General features: G+C 37.9%; 25 protein-coding genes and 1 tRNA gene. 16 read left to right on the top strand and 10 right to left on the bottom strand.

The genetic code is table 11. The features are described 5' to 3' along the window. Positions 1-176: 176 nt before the first annotated feature. From I6F50_RS15395 to I6F50_RS15385, 3 genes are all read right to left on the bottom strand, one after another. Positions 177-539: a hypothetical protein gene (locus tag I6F50_RS15395; protein ID WP_306344997.1), complete on the bottom strand. Its 363-nt coding sequence runs from the start codon at positions 537-539 to the stop codon at positions 177-179. 94 nt (positions 540-633) lie between these two features. After that, positions 634-1,248 carry a paraquat-inducible protein A gene (locus I6F50_RS15390; protein ID WP_165739591.1) on the bottom strand — a complete coding sequence of 205 codons (615 nt, stop codon included), beginning with the start codon at positions 1,246-1,248 and terminating at the stop codon, positions 634-636. Positions 1,249-1,250: 2 nt separating this feature from the next. Then, a complete protein-coding gene (locus I6F50_RS15385) occupies positions 1,251-2,516 on the bottom strand; it encodes an EAL domain-containing protein (RefSeq protein ID WP_197176652.1) in 1,266 nt (421 codons plus the stop codon). A gap of 150 nt (positions 2,517-2,666) precedes the next feature. On the opposite strand from I6F50_RS15385, the gene I6F50_RS15380 reads away from it, so the two are divergent. The 4 genes from I6F50_RS15380 (at position 2,667) to I6F50_RS15370 (ending at position 4,990) form a co-directional block, all read left to right on the top strand. Next, positions 2,667-3,416 (top strand): ABC transporter substrate-binding protein, encoded by a 750-nt coding sequence (locus I6F50_RS15380; RefSeq protein WP_165741917.1) that lies wholly within the window; start codon positions 2,667-2,669, stop codon positions 3,414-3,416. A gap of 78 nt (positions 3,417-3,494) precedes the next feature. Then, on the top strand, positions 3,495-4,061 hold the full coding sequence (locus tag I6F50_RS15375; protein WP_165741914.1) for an alkylphosphonate utilization protein: 567 nt from the start codon (positions 3,495-3,497) through the stop codon (positions 4,059-4,061). A gap of 121 nt (positions 4,062-4,182) precedes the next feature. After that, positions 4,183-4,440, top strand: coding sequence for a hypothetical protein (locus I6F50_RS20335; RefSeq protein WP_231613029.1), 258 nt, complete (start codon positions 4,183-4,185; stop codon positions 4,438-4,440). After that, positions 4,400-4,990, top strand: coding sequence for an META domain-containing protein (locus tag I6F50_RS15370; RefSeq protein ID WP_231613028.1), 591 nt, complete (start codon positions 4,400-4,402; stop codon positions 4,988-4,990). The genes I6F50_RS20335 and I6F50_RS15370 overlap by 41 nt, the downstream gene beginning before the upstream one ends. Before the next feature lie 107 nt (positions 4,991-5,097). On the opposite strand, the gene I6F50_RS15365 is transcribed toward I6F50_RS15370, so the two are convergent. Next, entirely contained in the window at positions 5,098-5,937 is an 840-nt protein-coding gene (locus I6F50_RS15365) for a 23S rRNA (adenine(2030)-N(6))-methyltransferase RlmJ (RefSeq protein ID WP_121953748.1), read from the bottom strand. Between the two features lie 238 nt (positions 5,938-6,175). On the opposite strand from I6F50_RS15365, the gene I6F50_RS15360 reads away from it, so the two are divergent. The 8 genes from I6F50_RS15360 (at position 6,176) to I6F50_RS15325 (ending at position 11,912) form a co-directional block, all read left to right on the top strand. Then, positions 6,176-6,406 (top strand): hypothetical protein, encoded by a 231-nt coding sequence (locus I6F50_RS15360; RefSeq protein WP_007586448.1) that lies wholly within the window; start codon positions 6,176-6,178, stop codon positions 6,404-6,406. After that, a complete protein-coding gene (locus I6F50_RS15355; RefSeq protein ID WP_007586447.1) occupies positions 6,406-6,711 on the top strand; it encodes a cell division protein ZapA in 306 nt (101 codons plus the stop codon). The genes I6F50_RS15360 and I6F50_RS15355 overlap by 1 nt, the downstream gene beginning before the upstream one ends. A 63-nt stretch (positions 6,712-6,774) precedes the next feature. Beyond that, the gene (locus I6F50_RS15350; RefSeq protein WP_165741618.1) at positions 6,775-7,797 is read left to right on the top strand and encodes an MBL fold metallo-hydrolase; all 1,023 of its coding nucleotides are present in this window, start codon (positions 6,775-6,777) and stop codon (positions 7,795-7,797) included. A gap of 55 nt (positions 7,798-7,852) precedes the next feature. Then, positions 7,853-9,322, top strand: coding sequence for a LysM peptidoglycan-binding domain-containing protein (locus I6F50_RS15345; protein WP_197176650.1), 1,470 nt, complete (start codon positions 7,853-7,855; stop codon positions 9,320-9,322). A 66-nt stretch (positions 9,323-9,388) separates the two neighbouring features. After that, the gene (locus tag I6F50_RS15340; RefSeq protein ID WP_007586440.1) at positions 9,389-9,877 is read left to right on the top strand and encodes a peptidylprolyl isomerase; all 489 of its coding nucleotides are present in this window, start codon (positions 9,389-9,391) and stop codon (positions 9,875-9,877) included. A gap of 21 nt (positions 9,878-9,898) precedes the next feature. After that, positions 9,899-10,627: an SDR family NAD(P)-dependent oxidoreductase gene (locus I6F50_RS15335; protein ID WP_010554366.1), complete on the top strand. Its 729-nt coding sequence runs from the start codon at positions 9,899-9,901 to the stop codon at positions 10,625-10,627. Between the two features lie 24 nt (positions 10,628-10,651). After that, positions 10,652-11,491, top strand: a complete 840-nt coding sequence (locus I6F50_RS15330; RefSeq protein WP_197176640.1) for an amidohydrolase — start codon at positions 10,652-10,654, stop codon at positions 11,489-11,491. A 49-nt stretch (positions 11,492-11,540) separates the two neighbouring features. Next, the gene (locus I6F50_RS15325; RefSeq protein ID WP_101164329.1) at positions 11,541-11,912 is read left to right on the top strand and encodes a hypothetical protein; all 372 of its coding nucleotides are present in this window, start codon (positions 11,541-11,543) and stop codon (positions 11,910-11,912) included. Between the two features lie 95 nt (positions 11,913-12,007). On the opposite strand, the gene I6F50_RS15320 is transcribed toward I6F50_RS15325, so the two are convergent. The 4 genes from I6F50_RS15320 to I6F50_RS15305 form a co-directional block, all read right to left on the bottom strand. Continuing rightward, positions 12,008-13,183, bottom strand: coding sequence for a mandelate racemase/muconate lactonizing enzyme family protein (locus I6F50_RS15320; protein WP_024610450.1), 1,176 nt, complete (start codon positions 13,181-13,183; stop codon positions 12,008-12,010). A 26-nt stretch (positions 13,184-13,209) separates the two neighbouring features. Further along, entirely contained in the window at positions 13,210-13,977 is a 768-nt protein-coding gene (locus I6F50_RS15315; protein WP_197140972.1) for a class II aldolase/adducin family protein, read from the bottom strand. A 165-nt stretch (positions 13,978-14,142) separates the two neighbouring features. After that, the gene (locus I6F50_RS15310; protein ID WP_002957866.1) at positions 14,143-14,466 is read right to left on the bottom strand and encodes a c-type cytochrome; all 324 of its coding nucleotides are present in this window, start codon (positions 14,464-14,466) and stop codon (positions 14,143-14,145) included. A gap of 183 nt (positions 14,467-14,649) precedes the next feature. Further along, on the bottom strand, positions 14,650-15,189 hold the full coding sequence (locus I6F50_RS15305; protein ID WP_002957867.1) for a DUF2058 domain-containing protein: 540 nt from the start codon (positions 15,187-15,189) through the stop codon (positions 14,650-14,652). A gap of 198 nt (positions 15,190-15,387) precedes the next feature. Between I6F50_RS15305 and I6F50_RS15300 the strand changes: the two genes are divergently transcribed. Further along, a complete protein-coding gene (locus I6F50_RS15300) occupies positions 15,388-16,536 on the top strand; it encodes an MFS transporter (RefSeq protein ID WP_165727106.1) in 1,149 nt (382 codons plus the stop codon). Here I6F50_RS15300 and I6F50_RS15295 read toward each other — a convergent pair. Continuing rightward, positions 16,503-17,003 carry a prolyl-tRNA synthetase associated domain-containing protein gene (locus I6F50_RS15295; protein ID WP_165741164.1) on the bottom strand — a complete coding sequence of 167 codons (501 nt, stop codon included), beginning with the start codon at positions 17,001-17,003 and terminating at the stop codon, positions 16,503-16,505. The two genes, I6F50_RS15300 and I6F50_RS15295, sit on opposite strands and share 34 nt — an antisense overlap. Before the next feature lies 1 nt (position 17,004). Then, entirely contained in the window at positions 17,005-17,400 is a 396-nt protein-coding gene (locus I6F50_RS15290; RefSeq protein ID WP_197176638.1) for a hypothetical protein, read from the bottom strand. A gap of 166 nt (positions 17,401-17,566) precedes the next feature. Between I6F50_RS15290 and I6F50_RS15285 the strand changes: the two genes are divergently transcribed. The 3 genes from I6F50_RS15285 (at position 17,567) to I6F50_RS15275 (ending at position 22,302) form a co-directional block, all read left to right on the top strand. After that, positions 17,567-17,642: transfer RNA gene (locus I6F50_RS15285), tRNA-Ala, on the top strand. Between the two features lie 179 nt (positions 17,643-17,821). Continuing rightward, a complete protein-coding gene (locus I6F50_RS15280) occupies positions 17,822-19,084 on the top strand; it encodes a PotD/PotF family extracellular solute-binding protein (RefSeq protein WP_197176636.1) in 1,263 nt (420 codons plus the stop codon). Then, positions 19,084-22,302 (top strand): ATP-binding protein, encoded by a 3,219-nt coding sequence (locus I6F50_RS15275; protein ID WP_197176633.1) that lies wholly within the window; start codon positions 19,084-19,086, stop codon positions 22,300-22,302. The genes I6F50_RS15280 and I6F50_RS15275 overlap by 1 nt, the downstream gene beginning before the upstream one ends. Positions 22,303-22,346: the final 44 nt, after the last annotated feature.

Genomic DNA, 22,346 nt, shown 5'->3' with positions numbered 1-22,346 from the left:
ATCAATTGCATTGAATTAATGATCTATTATTGCGGTAGGGAAATAGCTCTATAACAAGGAAAAAATTACGCAGTATAGTTGCTTTATATAAGTAATTTTTAACGCAGTTAGAGAGTAATTTAACTCGCTAGAATGAGCATGTTTTCAATAAAATTGATATTACACCTATCCTGCTATTAAGCAGACATAGGAGGGCGATAGAGTGAACGAGGTATACTAATTTGTGTAGTAAATACACGTACATTTACTTTTTCAGATTCAAGTAAAGTAACGCTAAATAAAGTATCAACATTAAGCATTGAGTTAGCAGCGCAGCCACTCATAGGGCATTTACAGTCATTTTGTGGCGTACTTTCGTCGTCGCAACAATCCATCTGCATCATATTTTCAGACATGCTAGCGACAGCTGTTGCATCACTACTTTGTGTCATTGGCATTTGGGCATGCATTGCTGTTTTAGTTGGCATATGTGGCATTTCGCATACCATAGCTACAGACGCAACTGCCTGACCCACAAAAGTGAGCAGTAAAGTTATCATGAGTAAACTAGAGTAAAAACGTTGCAACATTATGCCTTTTAATAAACTTTAAAATGATTGTAAGGTAACCTAACGGCAACCACAAATACTTTAATTATGTAGACTGCGGTTTATCAGGTGTTTTAATTAAGTTACTCGCGATAATTGCAAATATACAATATGCGCTAAAATACCAAAACCCTTCACCAAATTGTGCATTCATAACAAGTAGCTCACCACTTTTACCATGGGCGTTACCTGCTAAGTAAGTCACTATTAATGCAATAACAAATACATCAACCATGCTCCACTTACTTAATGCACAAATAACCAGACCGAGCTTTTGCTTAAACCCATTCGAAGGTAGGCAACAATAAAGCAATTGTAATAGCAGCTTCAAGCTTGGAATAACAATAGAAAACAACCCCACTAAAGCGGCTACAAATAAATTATTATTGCTAGCAAGCTCTTTAACTGTGCCTAAAATACTTTGTGTTTTGTTATAGGCGCTAATCTCACCTTCTAACTTATCAAGCCCTAGCATGTTCGAGAACATCATTAGCATACTGCGAGTTCGACCATCGCCCTCTTCAGCCAGCATTTCAATACCCGCTTGCGCTAGTTTTGATTTATCTATGTTGCCCTCTATTGTTAATACTGGTTTTGTAATACCAGGAAACAATAAACAAAGAGCAACCACTACACTTATAACCGACAACCAATTACGCATATTTATTCTGCTATTGCCTCAATAATGTCGTCACTGTATAAAACAGCATCCAGTAAAAAATTAAATATATCGCCAATGTGTAGCTCTGAGTTTATGTTGGCCAAATGGACCATAGCTTCATCTACATTATCTAATTCAAATTCTTTTATAAGCGATAAACAGTTTCCTAAAATGCCGCTCTCTAATAGTAACGCATCAGATATAGCTGCATCTAAGGTAAACTCTTTAACTATGTCTTTTAAATCAGCATCTAAAATAGCATCAAGCACCGAGAACAAACCCACTAGATACCCTTGCTCGGTCAGCTCTTTATTATTTTGCTCTAAAATAAGCGACATAAATTGTGCCCGCGTTAAAGCAAGCTTAGTTAATTCGCTTGGTTTTTCGACCCCCAACTCACTAATTGCTAATACACGAACAAATTGCCTTATTGTATCTTCACCTAAATAAATAACCGCTTGTGAAATAGAAGTAATAACTAAATTTGCTTTTCCTGAACGCGCGTTAGCCAGCTTTAAAACCCTGGCTGTTATGGCTACATCTCTGGCCACTCGTTGATGAACTTCTTTAAAGCAAAGTTTTTGTTTTGCTGTAAAACGCAATAGATCAAAAACAGTTAACTTTGAAGGCTCTACACCTTTATACGTAATCATTTCTGGGCGAGAGAAAAAGAACCCCTGAAATAAATCACAGCCTGCCAATTTTAATATATTAAATTGTTCATGCGTCTCTATTCGTTCAACAATTATTTTTGCATGTGGATTTGCGCGTTTTATTTTTTTAATGCGCATATTGGTTTTAATAACCGGATCATCTATCTCAATTTTTATGTAATCAACATGTGCTAATAGTGGCTCCCATTTTGGATCGCCATCGTAATCATCAAGTGCAAAAACATACCCTTCTTTTTTAAGTTCTTGCACACGCTCAGCAACCGCAGGAATATTGCCCGTGCGCTCTACTATTTCAATAACACTATTTTCTGGCAATAAAAGTTTGGGAAAGTTATCGAGAATAGTTTCTGATGACAAGTTTATAAAAGCTAAATGATGCGCGGTAAGTCTATCTAAACCTACCAACATTAATGCATTAAAAAACAGGCGGCTTGTCGCATGCACATCAGAAGTGCCCACAGGAAACGCATTGTTGGCTGAGTCTCGATAAAGCAGTTCGTACGAGAAAACATTCTGGTCTATATCAAAAATAGGTTGCCGCGCGACAAACTGAGTTATTTTTTGTACCTCATCAGGTATGTTATTTAATTTCACTTGGCTCTAAACCTATAAATAAGAGATGGCAAAACAGCCAATAATATGTGTACTTTAATGCAACTCGCATAAGATAAACATAGTCGTCATTGCAAAAATGTTAAAATTACACAACACTAATATAAAAATATTAATATAAAAGGTAGAGATTTGGCTAACTTTATTCGGTTATTAGTACTGAGCCTTCTGCTATTTGTATTTTTTAGCTATGCCAGCATTAACCCTACTCCCCTCAAATACAATGTTAGCGCGTCAGGTAGTCATTATCCATATTATACAAATGATCCAGAAAAGCCTGGTGTATTACCCGAAATTATTGAAAAAGCACTCGATGATGCAAATATTGCAGCTTCTCATATCGACCTACCCACAAAGCGTATTACCAAATATTTACAAGATGAAATAATCGATTTTGATGTTATTTCATTAGAATGGCTCCCAAAGGATGAGAGAAATGACTCTCGCTATGTTTTTTCAGAGCCCCTTATTTATGCCACAGAAATGATTGTTACCTTGCCTCAAAATGCCCAGAACTGGCAAAGCGCCGATAGCTTAAAGGGCAAATATATAGGAACAGTACTAGGTTACTATTACTTTAATGACAACACCTTTGAGCGCGTTGACTTTCCATCCGAGAAAGAACTTATGACCGCTCTCTCAAGAAACCGTGTAGAAGCTGCACTAGTAGGTAAGTTAACTGCGCTCTATTGGGCAAAGCAATTAGAGATAAACATTGCCTTTGGCGCACAGCATTCCCATGGTTTTTTAAGAATTCGTTTATTAAGCAAACATAAAGAATTATTGCCCCAAATAAACCTAGCAATTAAAAACCTTCATGCTCAAGGATATATAAAAAGTATTGAAGATAAGTATATGAGTAATATACCCACACAAAATTAAGGGACTAATGGCGCAGAGCTCGTGTTTTGGAGTATAATAGCAGCAAATGTTAACTCGACCAGAATCAGAAAGAGCCCCATGAGTATTGAAAAAGCCTTAATCGAACGTAGTAATAATCAATGTGAATTGTGTGCAGCCACCGAGAACTTATCTGTTTATGAAGTACCACCGGTAACTGAAACCCACTCAGATAAATGTATTTACACGTGTCAAACATGTAAAGATCAAATCGAGAATAACAGCGAAATAACGCCTACACATTGGCACTGTTTAAACGATAGCATGTGGAGCCAAACTCCTGCAGTACAAGTTGTAGCTTACAGAATGCTTTCGCGTTTAGCGCCTGATAATAGCTGGGCACAAGATGCGCTAGACATGATTTACCTTGAAGAAGACACGCTAACCTGGGCTAAAAAAGCACTTGCCGAAGATGACGATTTAAAGCATGTAGATAGCAACGGTGTAGTTCTTCAAGCAGGCGATACTGTTACCCTAATTAAAGACTTAGACGTTAAAGGCAGTAGCCTTACCGCTAAACGTGGAACAGCTGTTCGTAATATTGGCCTAACCAGCAACCCTGAACATATTGAAGGGCGAGTTGACGGCCAGCGCATTGTTATTTTAACTAAGTTTGTTAAAAAATAATCGTTTGTTTTTAATTATTAAAGGCGCTAATGCGCCTTTTTTTATGTTTAAAATAAGTTAAGGAATGATTAAGTAACTAGGTAATACACTAAGGACATAATATTGAGTAAGGATAACCAACATGGAAAAGCATCAAGCAGTATCTTCGCGTAAAAAAGCAGTTGCAGGGATTGGCTTATTGGCGCTTAGCGCTTTTGCAGTAACTGGCTGCGGTGAGCAAACTAAATCGACTGAAAACACAGAAATTGCAGAAGCAATAACCAGCCTTACTATCCAAGCTAGCTACAAAGATCGCAGTATGCTTCGCCCTGGCTCGCAATTAATAGTTACGCTTTCCAATGGAAGTAAAAGCCGATATAATCACACAAGAAGTGATTGATGTAACCCAAGCCCCGCCATTTACCGTTGAGCTAATTTATGATGCCAGCAAAATTAGCGATAAACATCGCTATAGCCTAAGCGCCAGAATTATAAATAAAGACAAAGTGCTTTACACAAGTACAACAAATCATGACCCGTTTGCAGAATCACAGTTAACTACCCCCTATAAAATTGAGCTTTCAAAAGTGTCGACTCAAAAACCCGATGTAACAATCACAAATACTTACTGGAAAGCAATAACAATAAATGCTCAAACTGTGAATGTTACAACTAAAGAACCATTCATTCAGTTCAATAAAGACCACCGCGTTAATGGCTTTTTAGGCTGTAATAATTTTAGCGGAAGCTATAGTACCGAGCAGCAAACAATTACACTTAGTCAGCTAGCAAGTACAAAAAAGATGTGCTCGGATAATATGAGCCAAGAAGCGGCTATGTCTGACGTACTTAGCAAAACTTCAAAGTGGGAAATAACAGGTGAATCACTAAAACTTAAAAACAGTCGCGGTAATACACTTGCTACTTTTAGTGCGGTTTATTTTAATTAATATTTAGCTCCCTTATATAAATATTACCTAACACATTCGTATTGATTTTAAATAAAATGCCCAGCAAAGCTGGGCATTTTATTATTCGTTATAAGCGCTATTTAAAGTTACTCATCAACGAGTTGTTCACTTCGGTAAAAACCACTTGGCTCACTTAACAAACCAACAAGCTCAGGCATTATTGCATCCATTGTTTGCTTTAGCTTCCATGGAGGATTAATTACAATCATGCCCGATGCTGTCATACCGTGTACATCAGTATCGGCTTCAGTGCCTAATTCAAATAACTGAATGTTGCGCATTCCTGAATCAATTAAGCCCTGCTCCATATTATCAATGCGTTCTCTATCAACAACCGGATACCAAATCATGTAAGTACCTGTAGCAAAGCGCTGATGAGCTTTAACTAAGGTTTTTACAACCGTTTCGTAGTCATCTTTAATTTCGTATGGAGGATCAATTAATACACACGCTCTGCGAGATGCTGGTGGTAACAAACCAACTAAGCCTGCAAAACCATCCTCTCCACGTACACGAATAGATCGCTTACCTTGCATGTTTTCTTCAAGTAATAATAAATCGCGCGGGTGCAGTTCAAAAAACCAACCCTTATCTTGGCGGCGTAAGTAGTGCTCTGCAATTTTTGGTGAACCTGGATAAAACGCAAGTTCGTCAGTGTCGTTAAATGACTTAATTAATTCAATGTATTCATTAAGCTCAGCATGCTCACTTTTATGATGCCAAAGTTTTTCAATACCATCTTGATACTCTTGCGTTTTTTGCGCATCGGCAGCTGCAAGTTCAAAAAAGCCAGCACCTGAATGTGTGTCTATATAATCAAGCGGTTTATCTTTAATTGTTTGATAATTTAGCACTTGTGCCAGTACTAAGTGTTTAAGTACATCGGCAGGATTACCCGCATGAAATGAGTGTCTGTAACTAAGCATTATTTATTTTCGCCATACGCAATTTAATATCGTAAGTGAACCATAAGCACTAGGCTTTGGCAACTTACACCAAGATAAGAGAGTGTTTAAGTGAACCATTTCTGAATGAAAAAGCCCATATGCTGAATTATCCCTTAACGCAAAAGAAAAATCAGCTAAAACCACCGTAAATGCTGGCAAATCAACACACTTTGCTTTACATTTGCATGACATTAATTACAGTTATATGAGCGCCTTTATGAATAACACTACTCTTCAACAACTCGAACAACTGATCGATTCTTTAATCGAACGTAATAACCAATTACAAACAGATGTTGTTACTTTAAAAGAACAGAACACTAAACTAAGCGATGACAACGAATTGCTACAACTTGAAGCTTTAGAAAATGAAGAAAAGCAAAAAGATGCCAGCACTACTTTATCTGGTCTTCTTGATAAGTTACAAAGCGCACAACAGGCTAGCTAATGTCTGAGCTGCAAAACCAGCGGGTCACTGTTGAGTTGCTAGGTAAAGAGCAGCAATTTGCTTGCCCTGAAGGGCAGGAAGATGCATTAATAGCAGCAGCTAAAAATCTAAATGACTTAGTTGAGCAAATGAAGCAACGCTCAACCGTTAGAAACGATCAAAAAGCCCTACTAATGGCAGCATTAAACTTAAGCCACGAATTGCTAGAAGCAAAAACACAGGCTACAGTTGAGCAACAGCATCAAGACCAAATGATTGATAAACTCAGTCAGCATTTGGCAAATGACCCCAAACACCAAAAATAAAAAGCGCATACTGCGCTTTTTGTTTATTATTAAAGTAATTAAACATCAGCGTAGAGATAATAAATGAAGTTAAAACTTTCAAACATAGCCTCTTCATGTAAGCACTTACTATTAGCATGCACTTTATTATCAATAGTACCTAGCACCTATGCTGCCGTCACTTGGAATACAATAAACCCTCATATTCAGTTTTTAAAGCAACAAGACAAGCTTCGCTTTTACGACTCTAACCAAATGTTAATTGAAGGCGAGAAATGTGCCCTACTTGTTGATACGAGCGCCAATTTTGCTGCAGTTGAACAACTTGCTGAAGATTTAAAGAACCGCCTTAAAACACCCTTATGCTATTTAGTGGCTACCCACTACCATGACGATCACTTGCTAGGTATGGCGGTTATGCAAAATTTTTATCCTGATGCCAAGCTCATTGTTCATCAGCAGGTAAATAAAAATTTTAACCTTTATCAAACAGCATATACCGACAAGCTAGACACGTATGAAAAGAGCATTGAGCTGAGCTACCAACGATTAGCGAATGTGCCCAAAGAAGAGCAAGCTAAATGGCGAAATAAGTTAGAGCTTGCAAAAAAACGACTTTTTCGCTGGCAAGAATATCAACTTGGCGAACCAAAAATAATAATCGATAATCATAAAACTATCGACCTTGGTAGTTTTGAGATAACCATTGAGCCGCAGCAAGCCCATACTAACGGTGATTTAACTATTACTACTAATAATGGCAGTGTGCTGATTGGTGGCGATATCGTTGACTGGCTTCCTTACCCTGGACACGGTGAACTTAAAAGTTGGCAAACGTTGCTTAAGCAATATATTAACGACGAAAAGCTCACTATTATTTTACCTGGGCACGGCGGTACATTAACAAAAGAGCAGCTGAAACAGCCTCTATCATTTTTAACAGCCATAACAGAGCACGTTAAAAACAATAAAGATCAAAGTATTGAGCAGTTAATGCTGTCGTTTCCTGAATCAGTTATTGAGCCTTATAAACAAGAAGCGCTTAATATAAAATCGAGCAACTTCTTTTTACAAGCTGGCCTAAATCGCGCAAAAAGCGCAGAATAACTCAACACAACGGATTGTGTTAAAATAATAAAAGGAATTCACAAAAGTGATCACTATGCGCAGTTTGGTTTTATGTTGTTTGGGTATTTTGTTATTTGGTTGTCAATCAACGGAGCAAGAACCACAAGAAGCTCCACAAATATTTACTCATTTTGAGCCTGACTATACTTATGATATTGATGATGAAGTAGCTCAAACGCCCCAAGTTAGTGAGCACGTTACGCCACTTCAATTCAAAAAAACAATCGTAAAAAAGCGCCCACCAAAAACCACCGATCTGTGGGTGCATATAGCCAACAATCTACACTTTACGGTTTATCAAAATCGCGCGTTAAAAAAGCGTATCAGCTGGTACGCAAAGCAACCTAACTACTTACAAACTGTGAGTAAACGCGCAGCGCCTTACCTGTATCATATCGTAAAAAAAATTGAGCAAAAGCAACTACCTATGGAGCTCGCTTTACTACCATTTGTAGAAAGCGATTTTAGACCAACGATAGCCTCATCACAGCAAGCTGTTGGTGTTTGGCAGTTAGTTGGCGCAACAGCGCATCACTTTGGAGTTAAGTCAGACCAATGGTACGACGGTCGCCAAGACGTACTTGCTTCAACCGATGCTGCACTTGATTACTTAAGCTACTTACATAAACGCTTTGATGGTAATTGGCTACATGCTTTGGCTGCTTATAACAGTGGTGAGGGCCGCGTTAAACGCGCAATCGAAAAAAACAAAAAACGCGGTAAAAGCACCGATTACTGGTCACTCAGTCTGCCAAAAGAAACTGCCGACTACGTACCCAAGTTACTCGCTTTAAGCTATTTAGTTAAGCACCCACAAAAGGGCATTAAATGCCCAAAGCTTGCATATAAGCCATTTACAACACAGATGAATATAGGCCAGCAGTTCGACTTTTCAGTCATCGCTAAGCTCTCTGGTATAGGTTCAAAGCAGTTACACGCGATTAATCAGGGATATTTAAAAAATCAAAGCTCACCTAACGGGCCGCATACTTTACTGCTGCCTATAGGGCAAGAGGCCTTATTAAAAAGTCAGTTTTTTAAATCAAACTTTGCTGGAGAGTACATCGTTAAACAAAACGACACGCTTTACGGTATTGCTAGACGTTTTAGTATGTCGGTAAAAGCTTTAAAACAACTTAATAACAAAAATAATAATTTAATAGGCGTTGGAGAAAAGTTATTAGTTGGACAACCTAAAACCCTGCCAAGCACATTAACAGTTGATTACAAAATTAGCCCTTATTTAGAACACCAAGAGATTGCGATTCCCACCATTGAAATAGATTACGAAGTTAAGTCGGGCGATAGCCTTTGGAGTATAAGTCAGCTTTACGATGTACCCCATAGCGACTTGGCAAAATGGAACAAACTCTCTGCATCGAGCATTTTAAAGCCTGGTACTCAATTAGTACTGTTTATACCACAGGCTGAAAAGCAAAAAGCAGCCCCAACAAAAAAAGATTTTCTGCTAAATTTACAAAAAACACTAAATCAGCCACGTTAAGTTTATAAACAAGTATATTTCGCGTAAAATTGCGCCCTAACATAGTTATTATTTTAAGAGACAAGCATGCAAATTAGCAAAAATTCAGCAGTTGAATTTCATTACACCCTTAGCGAAGCGGGCGAGCAAATTGAAAGTAGCACAAACGAAGCGCCACTTACTTACATTCATGGCAGCGAAGGCATGCTTCCTGGTTTAGAAAAAGCACTTGAAGGCAAAGAAGCTGGCGAAAAATTTAGTGTAACTCTAGAGCCAAGTGAATCATACGGCGAGCGTGTTGATGACTTAATTCAGCGTATTCCGCTTAAGCATCTACAAGGCGATGTTAAAGTATGGAAACCTGGTATGACAGCAATGGTTAGCTCTAACCAAGGTCGTCATCAGGTTACTATTGTTAAGGTTGGTCGTTTTAACGCAGATTGTGATTTAAACCACCCATTTGCTGGTAAAACGCTAACGTTTGACGTTGAAGTTATATCGGTACGTGAAGCAACAAGTGAAGAAGTTTCTCACGGACATGTGCACGCTGAAGGCGGCTGTGGTCACTCTCACTAGTTAGCAATAAAGGAAGTAAGTATGTCTAAAGTTGCAGTCGTTACAGGTGGTACAAAAGGTATTGGCTTAGCCGTAGTTAAGCGTTTGCTAAACAATGGCTATGAAGTACATAACCTTGATATAGAGCTGAGCGAAATCGGTATATTTCATCAGTGTGATGTAAGTGATGTATCGGCGGTACAAAGCTGTATCAACGCTATCTGTGAACAAAGCAAACGTATTGATGTACTTGTTTCTAATGCTGGAAAACACTTAAGCGCAAATATAGAAAGCACCGACGAGCAAACTCTCGATGCACTTTTTGCGCTTAATGTTAAAGGCGCTTATGCCGCAATACAAAGCGTATTGCCAAGCATGAAAGCGCAAAATGGCGGCGCTATTATATTAGTCGCTTCCGATCAAGCAATTATAGGTAAGCAAAACTCTTTTGCGTATAACCTAACAAAACATGCCCTTGCCTCAATGGCTAAAACAACAGCGCTTGATTATGCGGGTTTTAATATTAGAGCAAATGCGGTATGCCCTGGCACAATAGAAACCCCGCTATTTCATAACGCGATAGATGCGTACTGCGCAAAAAGTGGCGCAAACAAAGCTGAAATAGTTGCCGAGGAAGCAAGTCTGCAACCGCTTAACCGATTAGGTCAAGCCGACGAGGTTGCCGCCCTTGTGAGCTTTTTAGCAAGCGACGATGCCAGCTTTATTACTGGCAGCCTACAAAGTATTGATGGTGGTTACACAGCGCAATGAATACTGCCCAATGAGTAATCTGCAATGAGCCTAAAAATTATTGACCCACACGTACACTTTTTTAATTTAGTAGAAGGTCAATACTCATGGCTACAAGGCGCTAACCCACCAGCGTGGCCAAATTTAGAAAAAATAAAACAGCCAGTAAGTGCACAGCAACTTGTTAAAAGTACTGACTTTGAGCTAGTAGGGCTTGTTCATATAGAAGCAGGGTTTGATAACACCTCCCCTATTAACGAGCTAAACTGGCTAGACTCGCATTTAAAAAGCCTTTCATTTAAGGCTATTAGTTACAACCAAATTGACTCATCGGCTGATCAGTTTATAAACTCGTTAGAAGCTTTAACTCATCTGAGTTTGTGTGGCATTAGAGATATAACCGAAGGTACTGACGCAAAGCGTTTATTAGATGCTAATAGTTTTAAAAACCTAACAATATTATCAGATACCCAACTGCATTTTGAAGCTCAGTTTGATATTGAAAATAGCGAAATAACCAAACGAGTGGCTTACTACGCTAAGCAGCTACCGCAGCTTCAAATTATAATTAATCATGCAGGGTTGCCAAGTAATTTAAATGATTGGCGACAAGGTGTTGAGTTACTTGCTCAGCATGACAACATAGCAATTAAATTCTCTGGTTTTGAATTACTACAACTCACCAGCGAGCAACAAGCCGCGTGTTTTAGTTTTCTTTTTAATCACTTTGGCCAGCAGCGTATTATGTTTGCTAGCAACTTCCCTGTGTGCCAAATAAATACAAGCTACAACAATCTATGGCACTGCCATAAGGCGTTATGCTCAAACAATAAGACATGGCATGACCTTAGCTATACAAACGCTAAGCACTACTACCAAGTGTAAGTAAAACTAGTTATATTAAACTCTCTTTTTATGATAATACGGCCAATTTATGAAAATGTACTTTTTACTAATCGTTGTATTTTCAGCGCTTCTTCTCAATGGCTGCATATCTCAAAATCCAGACCCGACACCTAAGCTGCAACATGCTCTACTGGCAAAGCCAAATAAAACAGCGGTTAGCAAAGCAATTAAAATACTTGTACATATGCAAGAGACTCAATTAGCTGATGATGTATTTACTACCAGCAGCACAGTAACCCTTAGCAATGTAGATGGTAATAATATTATCGACACGCAAAGTCGCAATACACCCGATCAGTTTGAATTGATGATTAAAGGCAAGCAATGCTATATACGCCACCTTGATAGTAAAGCAACTATTGAACTTAAAGACGTGGAATGTAAAATCAACGAGTTATAACAAGCTTTACCTCCCCCCAAACGAGTAAAAGCCGGTAAGTGACTAATCACTTACCGGCTTTTTAATGTATGACCTAAAGTTAGGTTAAAAGGCTATTATTTTATTTCTACGCGTTGAGAACGCATAACAATCTCATCGTTTAATTCAATACCCAATCCAGGTTCTTCTGACACTTCAAAGAAACCATTTTTAGGTTGTGGGTCTTGTAAACATAACTCGCGGTTCCACTTTTTAATCGCATAAGTATGATGCTCATGAATCAAAAAGTTAGGGATAGCGGTCTCTAAGTGTAGTGATGCTGCTGTTGCAACCGGACCACCACATACGTGAGCTTGAATACGCACATCAAAAATATCTGCGTAGTCACATACTTTTTTAGTTTCGGTAAAACCACCACACAAACCAATATCCGGTTGTAGTACATCAATACTTTGATCTTCTAAATACGGACGTACACCCCAACGATTATACAGACGCTCACCACCAGCAATAGGCACTGATACTTTATCAGCTACTTTTGCGTGTAATGAATGGTTTAAATAGTTAACTGGCTCTTCAAAGTACATACAGTCAAACTCTTCTGCAATTTCACCTAACTGAATAGCCGTTGTAACGCCAGGTAAGCTATGGCATTCAAAAATAATATCAACTTCGTCGCCTACCGCTTCGCGAATAGCTTGCATACGTGCACGGTATAGCTTCATTTCAGTACGTGAGATTATTTTTGTACGGTCGTAATAAGTATTGCCGTCTTTATCATACTGAATTGGGTCTACTTTTACTGCGTCGTAACCTTCAGCTATTGCCTTTAAAGCAGCTTCTGCATACTCTTGTGGCTGTACTAGCGCTTTAAATTCGCTATCCCAGTCAAACTGTAATTGCGATGCGTATGTACGTAGCTTGTCGTTAACTTTACCGCCTAGTAATTGATAGACCGGTAAACCAAGCGCTTTTCCTTTAATATCCCAAAGAGCGGTGTCTATTGCGCTCATTGCGGCATATACAACAGGTCCGCCGCCTAAGCCCCAAAAGCTTTCACGCAACATACGTGACCATAACTTTTCTGTTTGAAATGGGTCGTGACCAATTAAAAAAGCATCTGCCATTTCCTTTATCATAGCCGCTGCAGCACTATGACCTAAATCGTAAGCAAGACCGGCTTCGCCAACACCACTAATGCCTTCATCTGTATGAATACGTACAAATACTGGCGTCCAAGAAGGTCTATCAGGACAGTGAATATCAAATACTTCAACGCGATTTACTTTCATTAAAATTCCTTATTAACCGCTATGGGTTATTTTGCAAAACTAGGGTCAAGTCGATACGCTTTACGTAACATCGCAGGCCACGCAAGTTGCCCGCCAGTGCTGCCGCTGTGTACTACGTTTGCTTGATTATAAATATTGTCGATTATAGGTTGCGGTACTTCAATCACCTCTTGCAAGCTTGATTGTAGCGCTAATTGAATTTCACACGCTCGCTGTAAATCATAAAAGCGCATAAACGCATCGCCTACCGTTGGGCCTACCGTTAAGCCACCGTGGTTTACCAATAACATATGGTTAGTACTGCCCAAATCATCTTGCAGCACTTTTCGCTCGTCGTCGTTTACTGCAAGCCCTTCGTAGCCATGATAAGAAAGTGATGGCAGTGAAAACATTGAATATTGGCTAAGCGGTAATAAACCATTTTTTTGTGTAGCGACTGCGATTGTTTCTTTGGTATGAAGGTGAATAACACAATGAGCGTCTTCGCGTACCTCATGAATCGCACTGTGAATAGTAAAACCAGCAGGATTAATACTAAATGGCGTATCGTCAATAATGTTACCGTCTAAGTCGACCTTTACTAAATTAGACGCAGTTACTTCATCAAAGGTTAAACCAAAGGCATTCACTAAGTAATGATCGGTGCCAGGCAAACGTGCTGATAAATGCGTATAGATCAAATCCCCCCAACGAAAGTGCTCTACCAGTCTGTAACACGCAGCTAAATCAATACGCAGTTGCCACTCTTGTGCCGATACTTTATTTTTTAAATCGAGTTGGGGTAAATCAAACATAATAAGCCTTTTAAAAACGTACATTATTAACCTGTACGAACAGATGTTTAGAAGTCTAAAGCAGTCTCTATTTTATAGCAAACACCAAACAAAACAGCCACACTATTGTGTGGCTGTTTGTAAAACTAAAATACCAATTGTATTAAAATGGTATAACTGCGTAAATTATTTTACGTTAGCTAGGTAATCTGCAATTGCTTCAAACTCTTCATCAGTTACCGTTGCAACCATTGCTTTCATAGCCATGGTCATACCGTTATTACGTGCACCTGACTTAATATCTTTCATTTGCGCTACTAAATAATCTTTGTTTTGACCGTTTAGTTTAGGGTACATACCCATAATTGGTGCTTTACCTTCAGCGCCATGACAAGTTTGACAATTTTTAGCGGTATAGAGTGCAGCGCCATCGGCAGCAGCTGCATTAAACGAGAAGCTTGCGGCTAAAGTAATGCCCGCGCCTAATAGTAGTGTTTTCATCTTGCTCATTGTATTTACTCTTCTTTTTTGACGGTTAGAAAAACTGTTCTATTGATTGTAGTAAACAATCAAATAAAAAGCATACGTACGAAACGACGCTAGACGATCAACTTAACCAAAAACCGCTAACTCGTTTCTGTCTCACTTTTATATACTTTAGCAAATAAAAATGAGCTTACCCTTAATGGACTATTACCACACTATATCATCTGGTACTTCAAAGTCTGCGTACGGGTCATCTTCATCTTTTGGTTTGTTTTCTGGCTCTACATGAAAAACAATATACTTTTCGTCAACTTCAGCCACTTTGCGTGCTGGTTCGTCGTCTAATACGTAAAATTGCCCTTCTAGTACACAAATAGCTAAACGACCGCCCGATAACGCTTTTTGCGTTTTCTCGTTTACGTCGATATTTTTTACTTTATTTTGATAAGTAAAATTAAATGTGCGCTCACCACGAATAGCGTCTTGGTTGTGGTGCTCTAAAATTTGTTTAACACGCGCTTCTTGCTCGCGCTGCTTTAAGCTTACTTGGCGTGTTTGGTTAAGCTCTTCAGCTTTTTTTTGCTGCTCTAGCTTGGTTTGTTGAATATGCTTTTGCAGATCACTTGGGTTGCTAGTAGCCCCTTTCTTTTGCTTTTTTTGTTGCTTACGCTTTTCTGATTTAGCAACTTTAGCATTATGCGATGTTGTTAATCCTGCTTGAAGCAATTGGTCTTGTAATGAACCCATGGCTTTGTTCCACTAAAAACTAATATTATCGCTATTTTAATCACCAACGAGTTCAAATAACAGCGCTATCGACATTAATCTAGCAAACTAGTTAAAACAAACCATGATATAGCGCAATGACTATGGTTTTAATTATGAATTAAAAACAATTTTTAATACAATGCCACGCAACCAATCAGCAAATGCACAAGCCATATAATGCGTTTACCTCATCTACTCGTTTGCTCGGTATTTATATTTTTTGTGCTTTATGCACCGCAACCCCTACTTAGCCTTTTTGCGAGCGAATTTAATGTAGCACCTGCGGTAGCTGGCAGCTTAATGACTGCAACTATGCTGCCCTTAGCCATTGCCCCGCTCGTTTATGGTTTATTTTTAGCAAAAATAAATCCATTACTTATATTACGTATTGCAATGGTGCTTTTAGGCCTTAGCTGCTTACTTTTTATTTATGTACCTAGCTTTGAGCTTTTATTATTAGTCAGATTTTTACAAGGTCTAACGCTCCCCGCAGCTTTAACAGCAATGACTAGCTATATAGGTATGAGTTATAGCGCTGATACACTTCAAAAAAACATGACCCTATATATTGGTAGCAGTATAGTTGGTGGTTACTTTGGTCGTGTGCTCGCAGCTTTGTTTAGCGACTTATGGAATTGGCAGAGCTTTTATTACGTAATTGCTTTTATGCTTATTTTTTTAGCTTTAACAATCAAACATTCTCAATTTTCGAACCCAGCAACAAAGTCTCAGCTTTCACCACTGGACTACATTAAACAGCTTAAAGAAGGGGCTATCCTTAAAGTGTACGGTGCCGTTTTTTGTATGTTTTTTTGCTTTGCTGCACTACTTAATTACTTACCGTTTATATTACAAAACACGTTTTTAATTACCAATACTCGTGACATAGGTTTAGTTTACAGTGGTTATTTAGTTGGTGCCCTCGCCTCGATTGCTGCACCTTGGTTACTTAAAAAAGTCCCTTCGCCTTGGCATTTATTAACTGCGGTATTTAGTTTTTATAGTGTGAGTATTATTTTATTAATGAGCCACCAGCTTAGCTTATTTTTAATCGCATTTACTTTGTTTTGTGGCGCTATGTTTGTGATTCACTCAACTGCCGCACCGCTCGTTAATAAAATAAGTAAAGCCCCGCCAAGCGTAACCAATGGCGGATATGTATCGTTTTATTACAGTGGTGGGGCATTGGGGTCGTTATTACCCGGTGTGGTATACCAACATCATGGGCAAACAGCGTTTATGTTTACGCTGCTCGCGGTTTGCTTATGCGGTTTATCGTTAATTATGTGGGCTTATTTTGAGGGTAAAAATACAACGCGCGGTTGATGCTTTGTGTGATTAAAAAATGTTTCTAAATCAGCTTTACTAAGCAACCATGTTTGGGTGTTTTCAAACGGATGACAATGAAACAAATTACCACCCCAAATATCTTGATCGACCCATAAGCTCACTTCGTTTTGCTTATCATTTAAAAGAGCCAACATAGATACACACCCAGGAGCCACTTTTAAATACGTTGCTAAGCGTTCACTCGATGCAAACCCTAAACGCGAAAGCCCTTGTTGCTTTGATAGTGCCTTTAAATCGAGTTGCTTATTGTGCGCTGTAATAACTAAAAAGTGTCGCTTGCCTTCGTTATCGCGTAAAAATAGGTTTTTAAGACGAGTACCTGGGCGCTCAATCATAAACTCATCAGCCGCTAAGCTAGTATGTAGCGGCGGATGTTCTATTGCATCGTAAGTAATATTTAGGTCCACTAAAAGCTCTGCTAACTTAGTTTTATCAGCCAACATATTACAAGCAACGTCCTCTTAGCTGTACGCTCAAATCTCGCCATAAAACATCATTAACTTCATGTTTGTTATCGCAATACTCACGCTCTTTTAGCTCTTGATTTAATAATTCAACTGCTTGATCTTCTAGCTGCAACTTCAGAATGCTCGACTCTTCAAAATGCTCTTTCTCTATATACTGCTTAACCTCACCACGGCTTGGTCTATTGTTAGGAGCACGGTCTAGGTTAAAGTTTTCACGATGCTTAGCTTTTACCGAAACAACATAAGCAAAAAGCTTATTGCCTTGCTCATCTTGCTTTTCGTGAAACTGTTTATTATTTATTTCAAAAGGCGGCTCATCATTTGAGGCACAGCCAGCGAGTAAAACCATAAGCGCTAGAACACATTTTTTCATTGTTTTTTATCGTTTTAGTTTTGAATTAAGCCGAGTCTAACAAAAATTGACGTAAACAGTGAAAATTTACGAAAAAATACTTGACCAAATTTATAAAAAAACTTAAAGTTCTTCCCGCTTGGAACTCAGCAGTCAAGCAGTTACATTATATGTAATTTAGGAATGTGGGGCTATAGCTCAGCTGGGAGAGCGCCTGCCTTGCACGCAGGAGGTCAGCAGTTCGATCCTGCTTAGCTCCACCACTTTCCTACTCCTTTTCAAATTCGCTCTACTCTTCTATTTTTCCATTGTTTTTATTATTTTTTGATACCCTACTATTCTAGTTTTTCATTTTATATAATTTTAAATTTATCCATTCAACTTGTGTCTTTACAAGTTCTTAGCTATACATAATGTCACACATTAGTACTTTAGGCTTAACATGGACATACCTAAGCGTTCAACGCTAAAAAAGCTAGCTGCAATAGGTTTAACAGCTGGTGCAATAACACATGCGCCTTATGTTTTTGCTCGAAAAAAAGTCACATTAAGAGTGCTTGGTACGCATGTAACACTCCAAGAGGCTATCCGCAAACAAGCGATGAGTGACTTGGGTATTAATATAGAATTTACTCCCGCAGGCAGCGCTGCTGTTTTGCAAAAGGCATCAATGGACCCTAGCTCCTTTGATTTATACGAACAATGGTCAAACAGCATTAATGTGCTTTGGGATGCAGGTTCTATACAGCCAATAGAAAAAAAACGACTCACCTACTTTAACGAGATAAATCCACTTACTAAAACGGGAAAACTAACCGAAACTGCAAGTATTGGTGCAGGTGATGCTCCCTATAAATTATTAAATGCTCAACCCGATGGCACATTAAGCTCACAAGAAAGCGATCATATTAGCTTTTTACCTTATGTGCATAATGTTGACTCTTTTGGTTACAACACCGATTTTATTAAGCCCGGTATAGCATACGAAACCGAAAGCTGGAGTTGGCTGCTTGATGACGAGAACAGAGGTAAAGTAGCTATCGTAAATGCGCCTACCATTGGACTCTTTGACCTAGCCCTAGCAGCGCAAAGTAAAGGGCTTATAAAATTTAAAAATATAGGTGCGATGACTCGCCCAGAACTTGATAGATTGTTTAGTATATTACTCGACTTTAAACGCCAAGGTCACTTTAGTGGCTATTGGAACTCGGTTCCTGAGTCGATTGAATTTATGAGAAGTAAGCGAGCCCATATAGAAAGTATGTTTTCGCCTGCCGTCTCTGCGTTAAACAGCCAAAATATTAATATTCGTTTTGCCGCGCCAAAAGAAGGCTACCGAGGCTGGCATGGTGTTATGTGTTTATCGTCACAAACACAAAGTAGCGTAAAAGATGCAGCTTACGATTATATGAATTGGTGGCTTTCAGGCTGGCCTGGTGCATTTATTGCTCGCCAAGGTTATTACATTAGTAACCCACAACGCTCTAAACTACTCTTATCGCCGGCCGAATGGGATTACTGGTACGGTGGAAAAGCAACAAACATAGACTTATTAAATACAAATGGCGACGTAGCTATTAAAGCTGGTGCGCAACGTAATGGTGGTAGTTACTATAAACGCTTTAGCAATGTAGCAGTATGGAATACAGTTATGCCAACCTATGACTACAGTCTACAAAAATGGTATGAGTTGATTAGCCGATAATGATAATAAATTCAATTAAATCAAAAATAATATTAGCTTTGTGTTCGCTGATTGGATTACTTCTTTTACAAAGCTATTTGTTTAACTATTCGCAAACGTCCTTACTTAACTTGCAAAAGTCGCAGCATAACGCGCTTATTCAAAGTGAAGCTGTGAATCACTTAGAAAACGATATTATTTCCCTGCAAGGGCATGCAGTTTCATTTATTGACAATGCAAATGAAAATACGATTACCAAATTTAATTTTTATTTAAATAAGGCAAATCTAAATCTCGAGCAGCTAAAAACAAACACTCAAAACCAGACCCCTGAGTATCAAAACTCACTAATACGCCTTGGCGAGTATCTAAATAATTACCAAGATACATTTGGCCAAGTTGTCGTAAACAGACAAAAACGCGAACACCTTTACACTACTCAGTTCAAACAGCCTATTGATGACCTACAGGTAACAATTAGTGATTTAGAAGGGTCTTCAAACAATGATAATAAAGTTATTTTTAACGATGTTTTACTCACAATAAGTAATTTAAAACACGCAATTATAAGCTATCTCTATAAACCTAATTTTGATGAAGCACAAAATGTAAAACAAAACTTAAATCACTTACATAAAAAACTAACGAGCACCTCTGTAATAAATGAATCCCTCTCCAATAAAACAACAAGCTTAAAACAAGCTTATAACCAACTTGTATTACTCACCCGTAGCTACACTTTTTCTGTAAATGTAGTGCTTACAGGCATAGAAAACGAATTGCTGTATTTAACTAATGAAATTAAAAATATAGAAAAAAATAAACTAACCGAAACAGAAGAGCTACTAAGTAGCCACTTAACAAAAAATACAGAACAGGCAAATATATTTGCCGTTTTAATTATGTTAATCATTTTATTATTAAGCTATTTTATTTTTAGATCGGTTATAAAACCGATTACCCAGCTCACTTTATTACTTAAAGACATGAATAACGAAAAGCCAGTAACCATTTCAAATACCAGCCAAAATCAAACTGAAATAGCGTCGGTAATAAAAGCAGCCAACGCTTTATATTTAAAAAATAAGCAAACCAAAGAGCTACTCAATGAAACCCGCGTATTAAATTCCCAAATGGAAGCAATGAATGCCGACCTGACGAGTGCTATGGAGCAAACTGATAAAGCCAATAAAACAAAAATAGATTTTGTAGCCAATATGAGTCATGAACTTCGCACCCCAATGAATGGCATATTAGGTATGTTGCAACTCTTACAAAGCAGCGAGCTTCCCTCAAGGCAAAAACACTACGCAGATAAAGCTTTTTCAAGTGCTCAAAATTTATTGCAGATTTTAAATAATATTCTGGATTTTTCTAAACTAGAATCGGAAAAAGTTCAGTTAGAGCAAATCCCTTTTACCTTACATACTATAGTTTCTAACGTTCAAAATTTATTCTCAACAAATGCTAAGCAAAAAGGCTTGTTATTAAACTTTACTTTACACGTTGATTCAGGGCTTGAACTTATTGGCGACCCAATGCACTTAAGTCAAATAATAAATAACTGTGTAGGTAACGCAATTAAGTTTACTGAGCATGGTGAAATATCATTAATTATAGAAGCGACATCTCAACACGAAAAAACAATAAACCTTCGCTTTAGTATAAAAGACACGGGTATTGGGATGACTGAAGAGCAATCAAAAATTATATTCCAGTCTTTCTCGCAAGGTGATTCAAGCACAACAAGAAAGTATGGTGGGACTGGTTTAGGACTCACTATAAGCAAACAATTAACTAAATTGCTGGGCGGAGATATACAAGTAAGGAGCACGATTAATCAAGGTAGCGAGTTTTTCTTTACTCTACCCTTTACTTTATCTGAGCAACAAAAGCTTAAAAAACACGCCTTATTAATTAGCCCTGATAATGACCAAATTAAAAAATTAATGGACTTACTAAGTGATATAAATATAACGACAGAAACAACACAAGAACCATTAAGGGCCATTGCAAAAATGTCTCAGCCTAGTAGCCCATTTAGTATTGTAATAATGTCGATAGAAAAAAAAGAGCTCAACGATAACTTTATTTTACAACAACTGTACGCTCAAAATAAAAACGTTAATGAAAAATTGACACTGATTTTATTAATTACCGATGAAGAGTCTCCTGAGCCAATTGCAAAAAATGAAAATATAGACATTATAATTATTGGTAATAAAAATAGTGAAGTTGAAATTTTAAGAAAGCTTTCACCAAATAATTTTAAAGAAAAGCAATTAAAGCCTCACCCTAAATTCTCGGGTTTTAATGCATTAGTTGTTGATGATAATAGAATTAACCAAGAAATAGCCTCCGCCCTTTTAGCAAGATTAGATATGACCGTGATCATTGCTGATAATGGACATGATGCATTAGATAAAGTAGAGATAAATGACATCGATATTATTTTTATGGATGTTCAAATGCCAGTTATGGATGGGCTTGAAGCAACAAGCATATTAAGAGAGCGAGGCTACAAAACTCCCATAATTGCCATTACGGCAGCCGCAGATCCTAATGATAAAAAAGCAGCGTTTAGAGCGGGTATGGATGACTTTTTAGTAAAACCGATTATTTTTGATGCGCTTTACGAAAGTATAGAAAAGCATCTGCAAAGTAGCGAATCTCTGAGCACTATAAACCTGCCTTTAGCAAAAGAAAACCTAGAAAACAATGACGAATTGTTAGCTAAATTATTTACTCAGTTTGTCAACGATTACAATGACTTTTCGATTAAAGCTGATATATTAATCAAAAATGGAGAGTTAGAAAGCTTAATTCGACTAGTACATACACTCAAAGGCTTGGCCGGCACATTAGGCTTTGAGCTACTGCAACAAAGTGCGCAAAGTGTTGAGAAAAGCTTAATAGATAAGAAAAGTATTAATTTATCTCATTTTAATGAGCAATTAATACTTACACTTTTTGCTGTAAAACAATTTTTGATAGCTTACAGCTTTAAAAAAGAACATATACAGCAACATGAACTAGAAAACGAAGACTCAGTTATTGATAATATATACTCATTAGCATTAACGGCTCGCCCCGTACCTAGCAGTTTGATTAGACAGCTAGAAATGAATCAATATGAGAGAGGCCACTCTCTATTTAAGCTCAAAGAAGCAATTGATCATTTTAACTACGCGTTAGTAATTGAGCTTATTGATAAGTATAGAAACGATAATAAAAATTAGGCATAACCACTAACCTGAACTAGATTTAATATTGTAAAGAACGC

The organism is Pseudoalteromonas sp. NZS127_1, assembly GCF_015864295.1.
Classification (GTDB): Bacteria; Pseudomonadota; Gammaproteobacteria; order Enterobacterales; family Alteromonadaceae; genus Pseudoalteromonas; species Pseudoalteromonas arctica.
Note: the sequence above shows the minus strand (reverse complement) of the source record. Positions and strands in the feature narration are given on the sequence as shown.

What these genes read in the sequence shown, in the direction of transcription:
- I6F50_RS15305 (WP_002957867.1), bottom strand. Translation starts at nt 15,189, where the DNA reads ATGGGTTCATTACAAGACCAATTGCTTCAAGCAGGATTAACAACATCG.
- I6F50_RS15295 (WP_165741164.1), bottom strand. Translation starts at nt 17,003, where the DNA reads ATGTTGGCTGATAAAACTAAGTTAGCAGAGCTTTTAGTGGACCTAAAT.
- I6F50_RS15310 (WP_002957866.1), bottom strand. Translation starts at nt 14,466, where the DNA reads ATGAGCAAGATGAAAACACTACTATTAGGCGCGGGCATTACTTTAGCC.
- I6F50_RS15375 (WP_165741914.1), top strand. Translation starts at nt 3,495, where the DNA reads ATGAGTATTGAAAAAGCCTTAATCGAACGTAGTAATAATCAATGTGAA.
- I6F50_RS15330 (WP_197176640.1), top strand. Translation starts at nt 10,652, where the DNA reads ATGAGCCTAAAAATTATTGACCCACACGTACACTTTTTTAATTTAGTA.
- I6F50_RS15275 (WP_197176633.1), top strand. Translation starts at nt 19,084, where the DNA reads ATGATAATAAATTCAATTAAATCAAAAATAATATTAGCTTTGTGTTCG.
- I6F50_RS15280 (WP_197176636.1), top strand. Translation starts at nt 17,822, where the DNA reads ATGGACATACCTAAGCGTTCAACGCTAAAAAAGCTAGCTGCAATAGGT.
- I6F50_RS15325 (WP_101164329.1), top strand. Translation starts at nt 11,541, where the DNA reads ATGAAAATGTACTTTTTACTAATCGTTGTATTTTCAGCGCTTCTTCTC.
- I6F50_RS15300 (WP_165727106.1), top strand. Translation starts at nt 15,388, where the DNA reads ATGCGTTTACCTCATCTACTCGTTTGCTCGGTATTTATATTTTTTGTG.
- I6F50_RS15320 (WP_024610450.1), bottom strand. Translation starts at nt 13,183, where the DNA reads ATGAAAGTAAATCGCGTTGAAGTATTTGATATTCACTGTCCTGATAGA.
- I6F50_RS15355 (WP_007586447.1), top strand. Translation starts at nt 6,406, where the DNA reads ATGTCTGAGCTGCAAAACCAGCGGGTCACTGTTGAGTTGCTAGGTAAA.
- I6F50_RS15340 (WP_007586440.1), top strand. Translation starts at nt 9,389, where the DNA reads ATGCAAATTAGCAAAAATTCAGCAGTTGAATTTCATTACACCCTTAGC.
- I6F50_RS15395 (WP_306344997.1), bottom strand. Translation starts at nt 539, where the DNA reads ATGATAACTTTACTGCTCACTTTTGTGGGTCAGGCAGTTGCGTCTGTA.
- I6F50_RS15345 (WP_197176650.1), top strand. Translation starts at nt 7,853, where the DNA reads ATGCGCAGTTTGGTTTTATGTTGTTTGGGTATTTTGTTATTTGGTTGT.
- I6F50_RS20335 (WP_231613029.1), top strand. Translation starts at nt 4,183, where the DNA reads ATGGAAAAGCATCAAGCAGTATCTTCGCGTAAAAAAGCAGTTGCAGGG.
- I6F50_RS15290 (WP_197176638.1), bottom strand. Translation starts at nt 17,400, where the DNA reads ATGAAAAAATGTGTTCTAGCGCTTATGGTTTTACTCGCTGGCTGTGCC.
- I6F50_RS15315 (WP_197140972.1), bottom strand. Translation starts at nt 13,977, where the DNA reads ATGTTTGATTTACCCCAACTCGATTTAAAAAATAAAGTATCGGCACAA.
- I6F50_RS15335 (WP_010554366.1), top strand. Translation starts at nt 9,899, where the DNA reads ATGTCTAAAGTTGCAGTCGTTACAGGTGGTACAAAAGGTATTGGCTTA.
- I6F50_RS15390 (WP_165739591.1), bottom strand. Translation starts at nt 1,248, where the DNA reads ATGCGTAATTGGTTGTCGGTTATAAGTGTAGTGGTTGCTCTTTGTTTA.
- I6F50_RS15360 (WP_007586448.1), top strand. Translation starts at nt 6,176, where the DNA reads ATGAATAACACTACTCTTCAACAACTCGAACAACTGATCGATTCTTTA.
- I6F50_RS15350 (WP_165741618.1), top strand. Translation starts at nt 6,775, where the DNA reads ATGAAGTTAAAACTTTCAAACATAGCCTCTTCATGTAAGCACTTACTA.
- I6F50_RS15365 (WP_121953748.1), bottom strand. Translation starts at nt 5,937, where the DNA reads ATGCTTAGTTACAGACACTCATTTCATGCGGGTAATCCTGCCGATGTA.
- I6F50_RS15370 (WP_231613028.1), top strand. Translation starts at nt 4,400, where the DNA reads ATGGAAGTAAAAGCCGATATAATCACACAAGAAGTGATTGATGTAACC.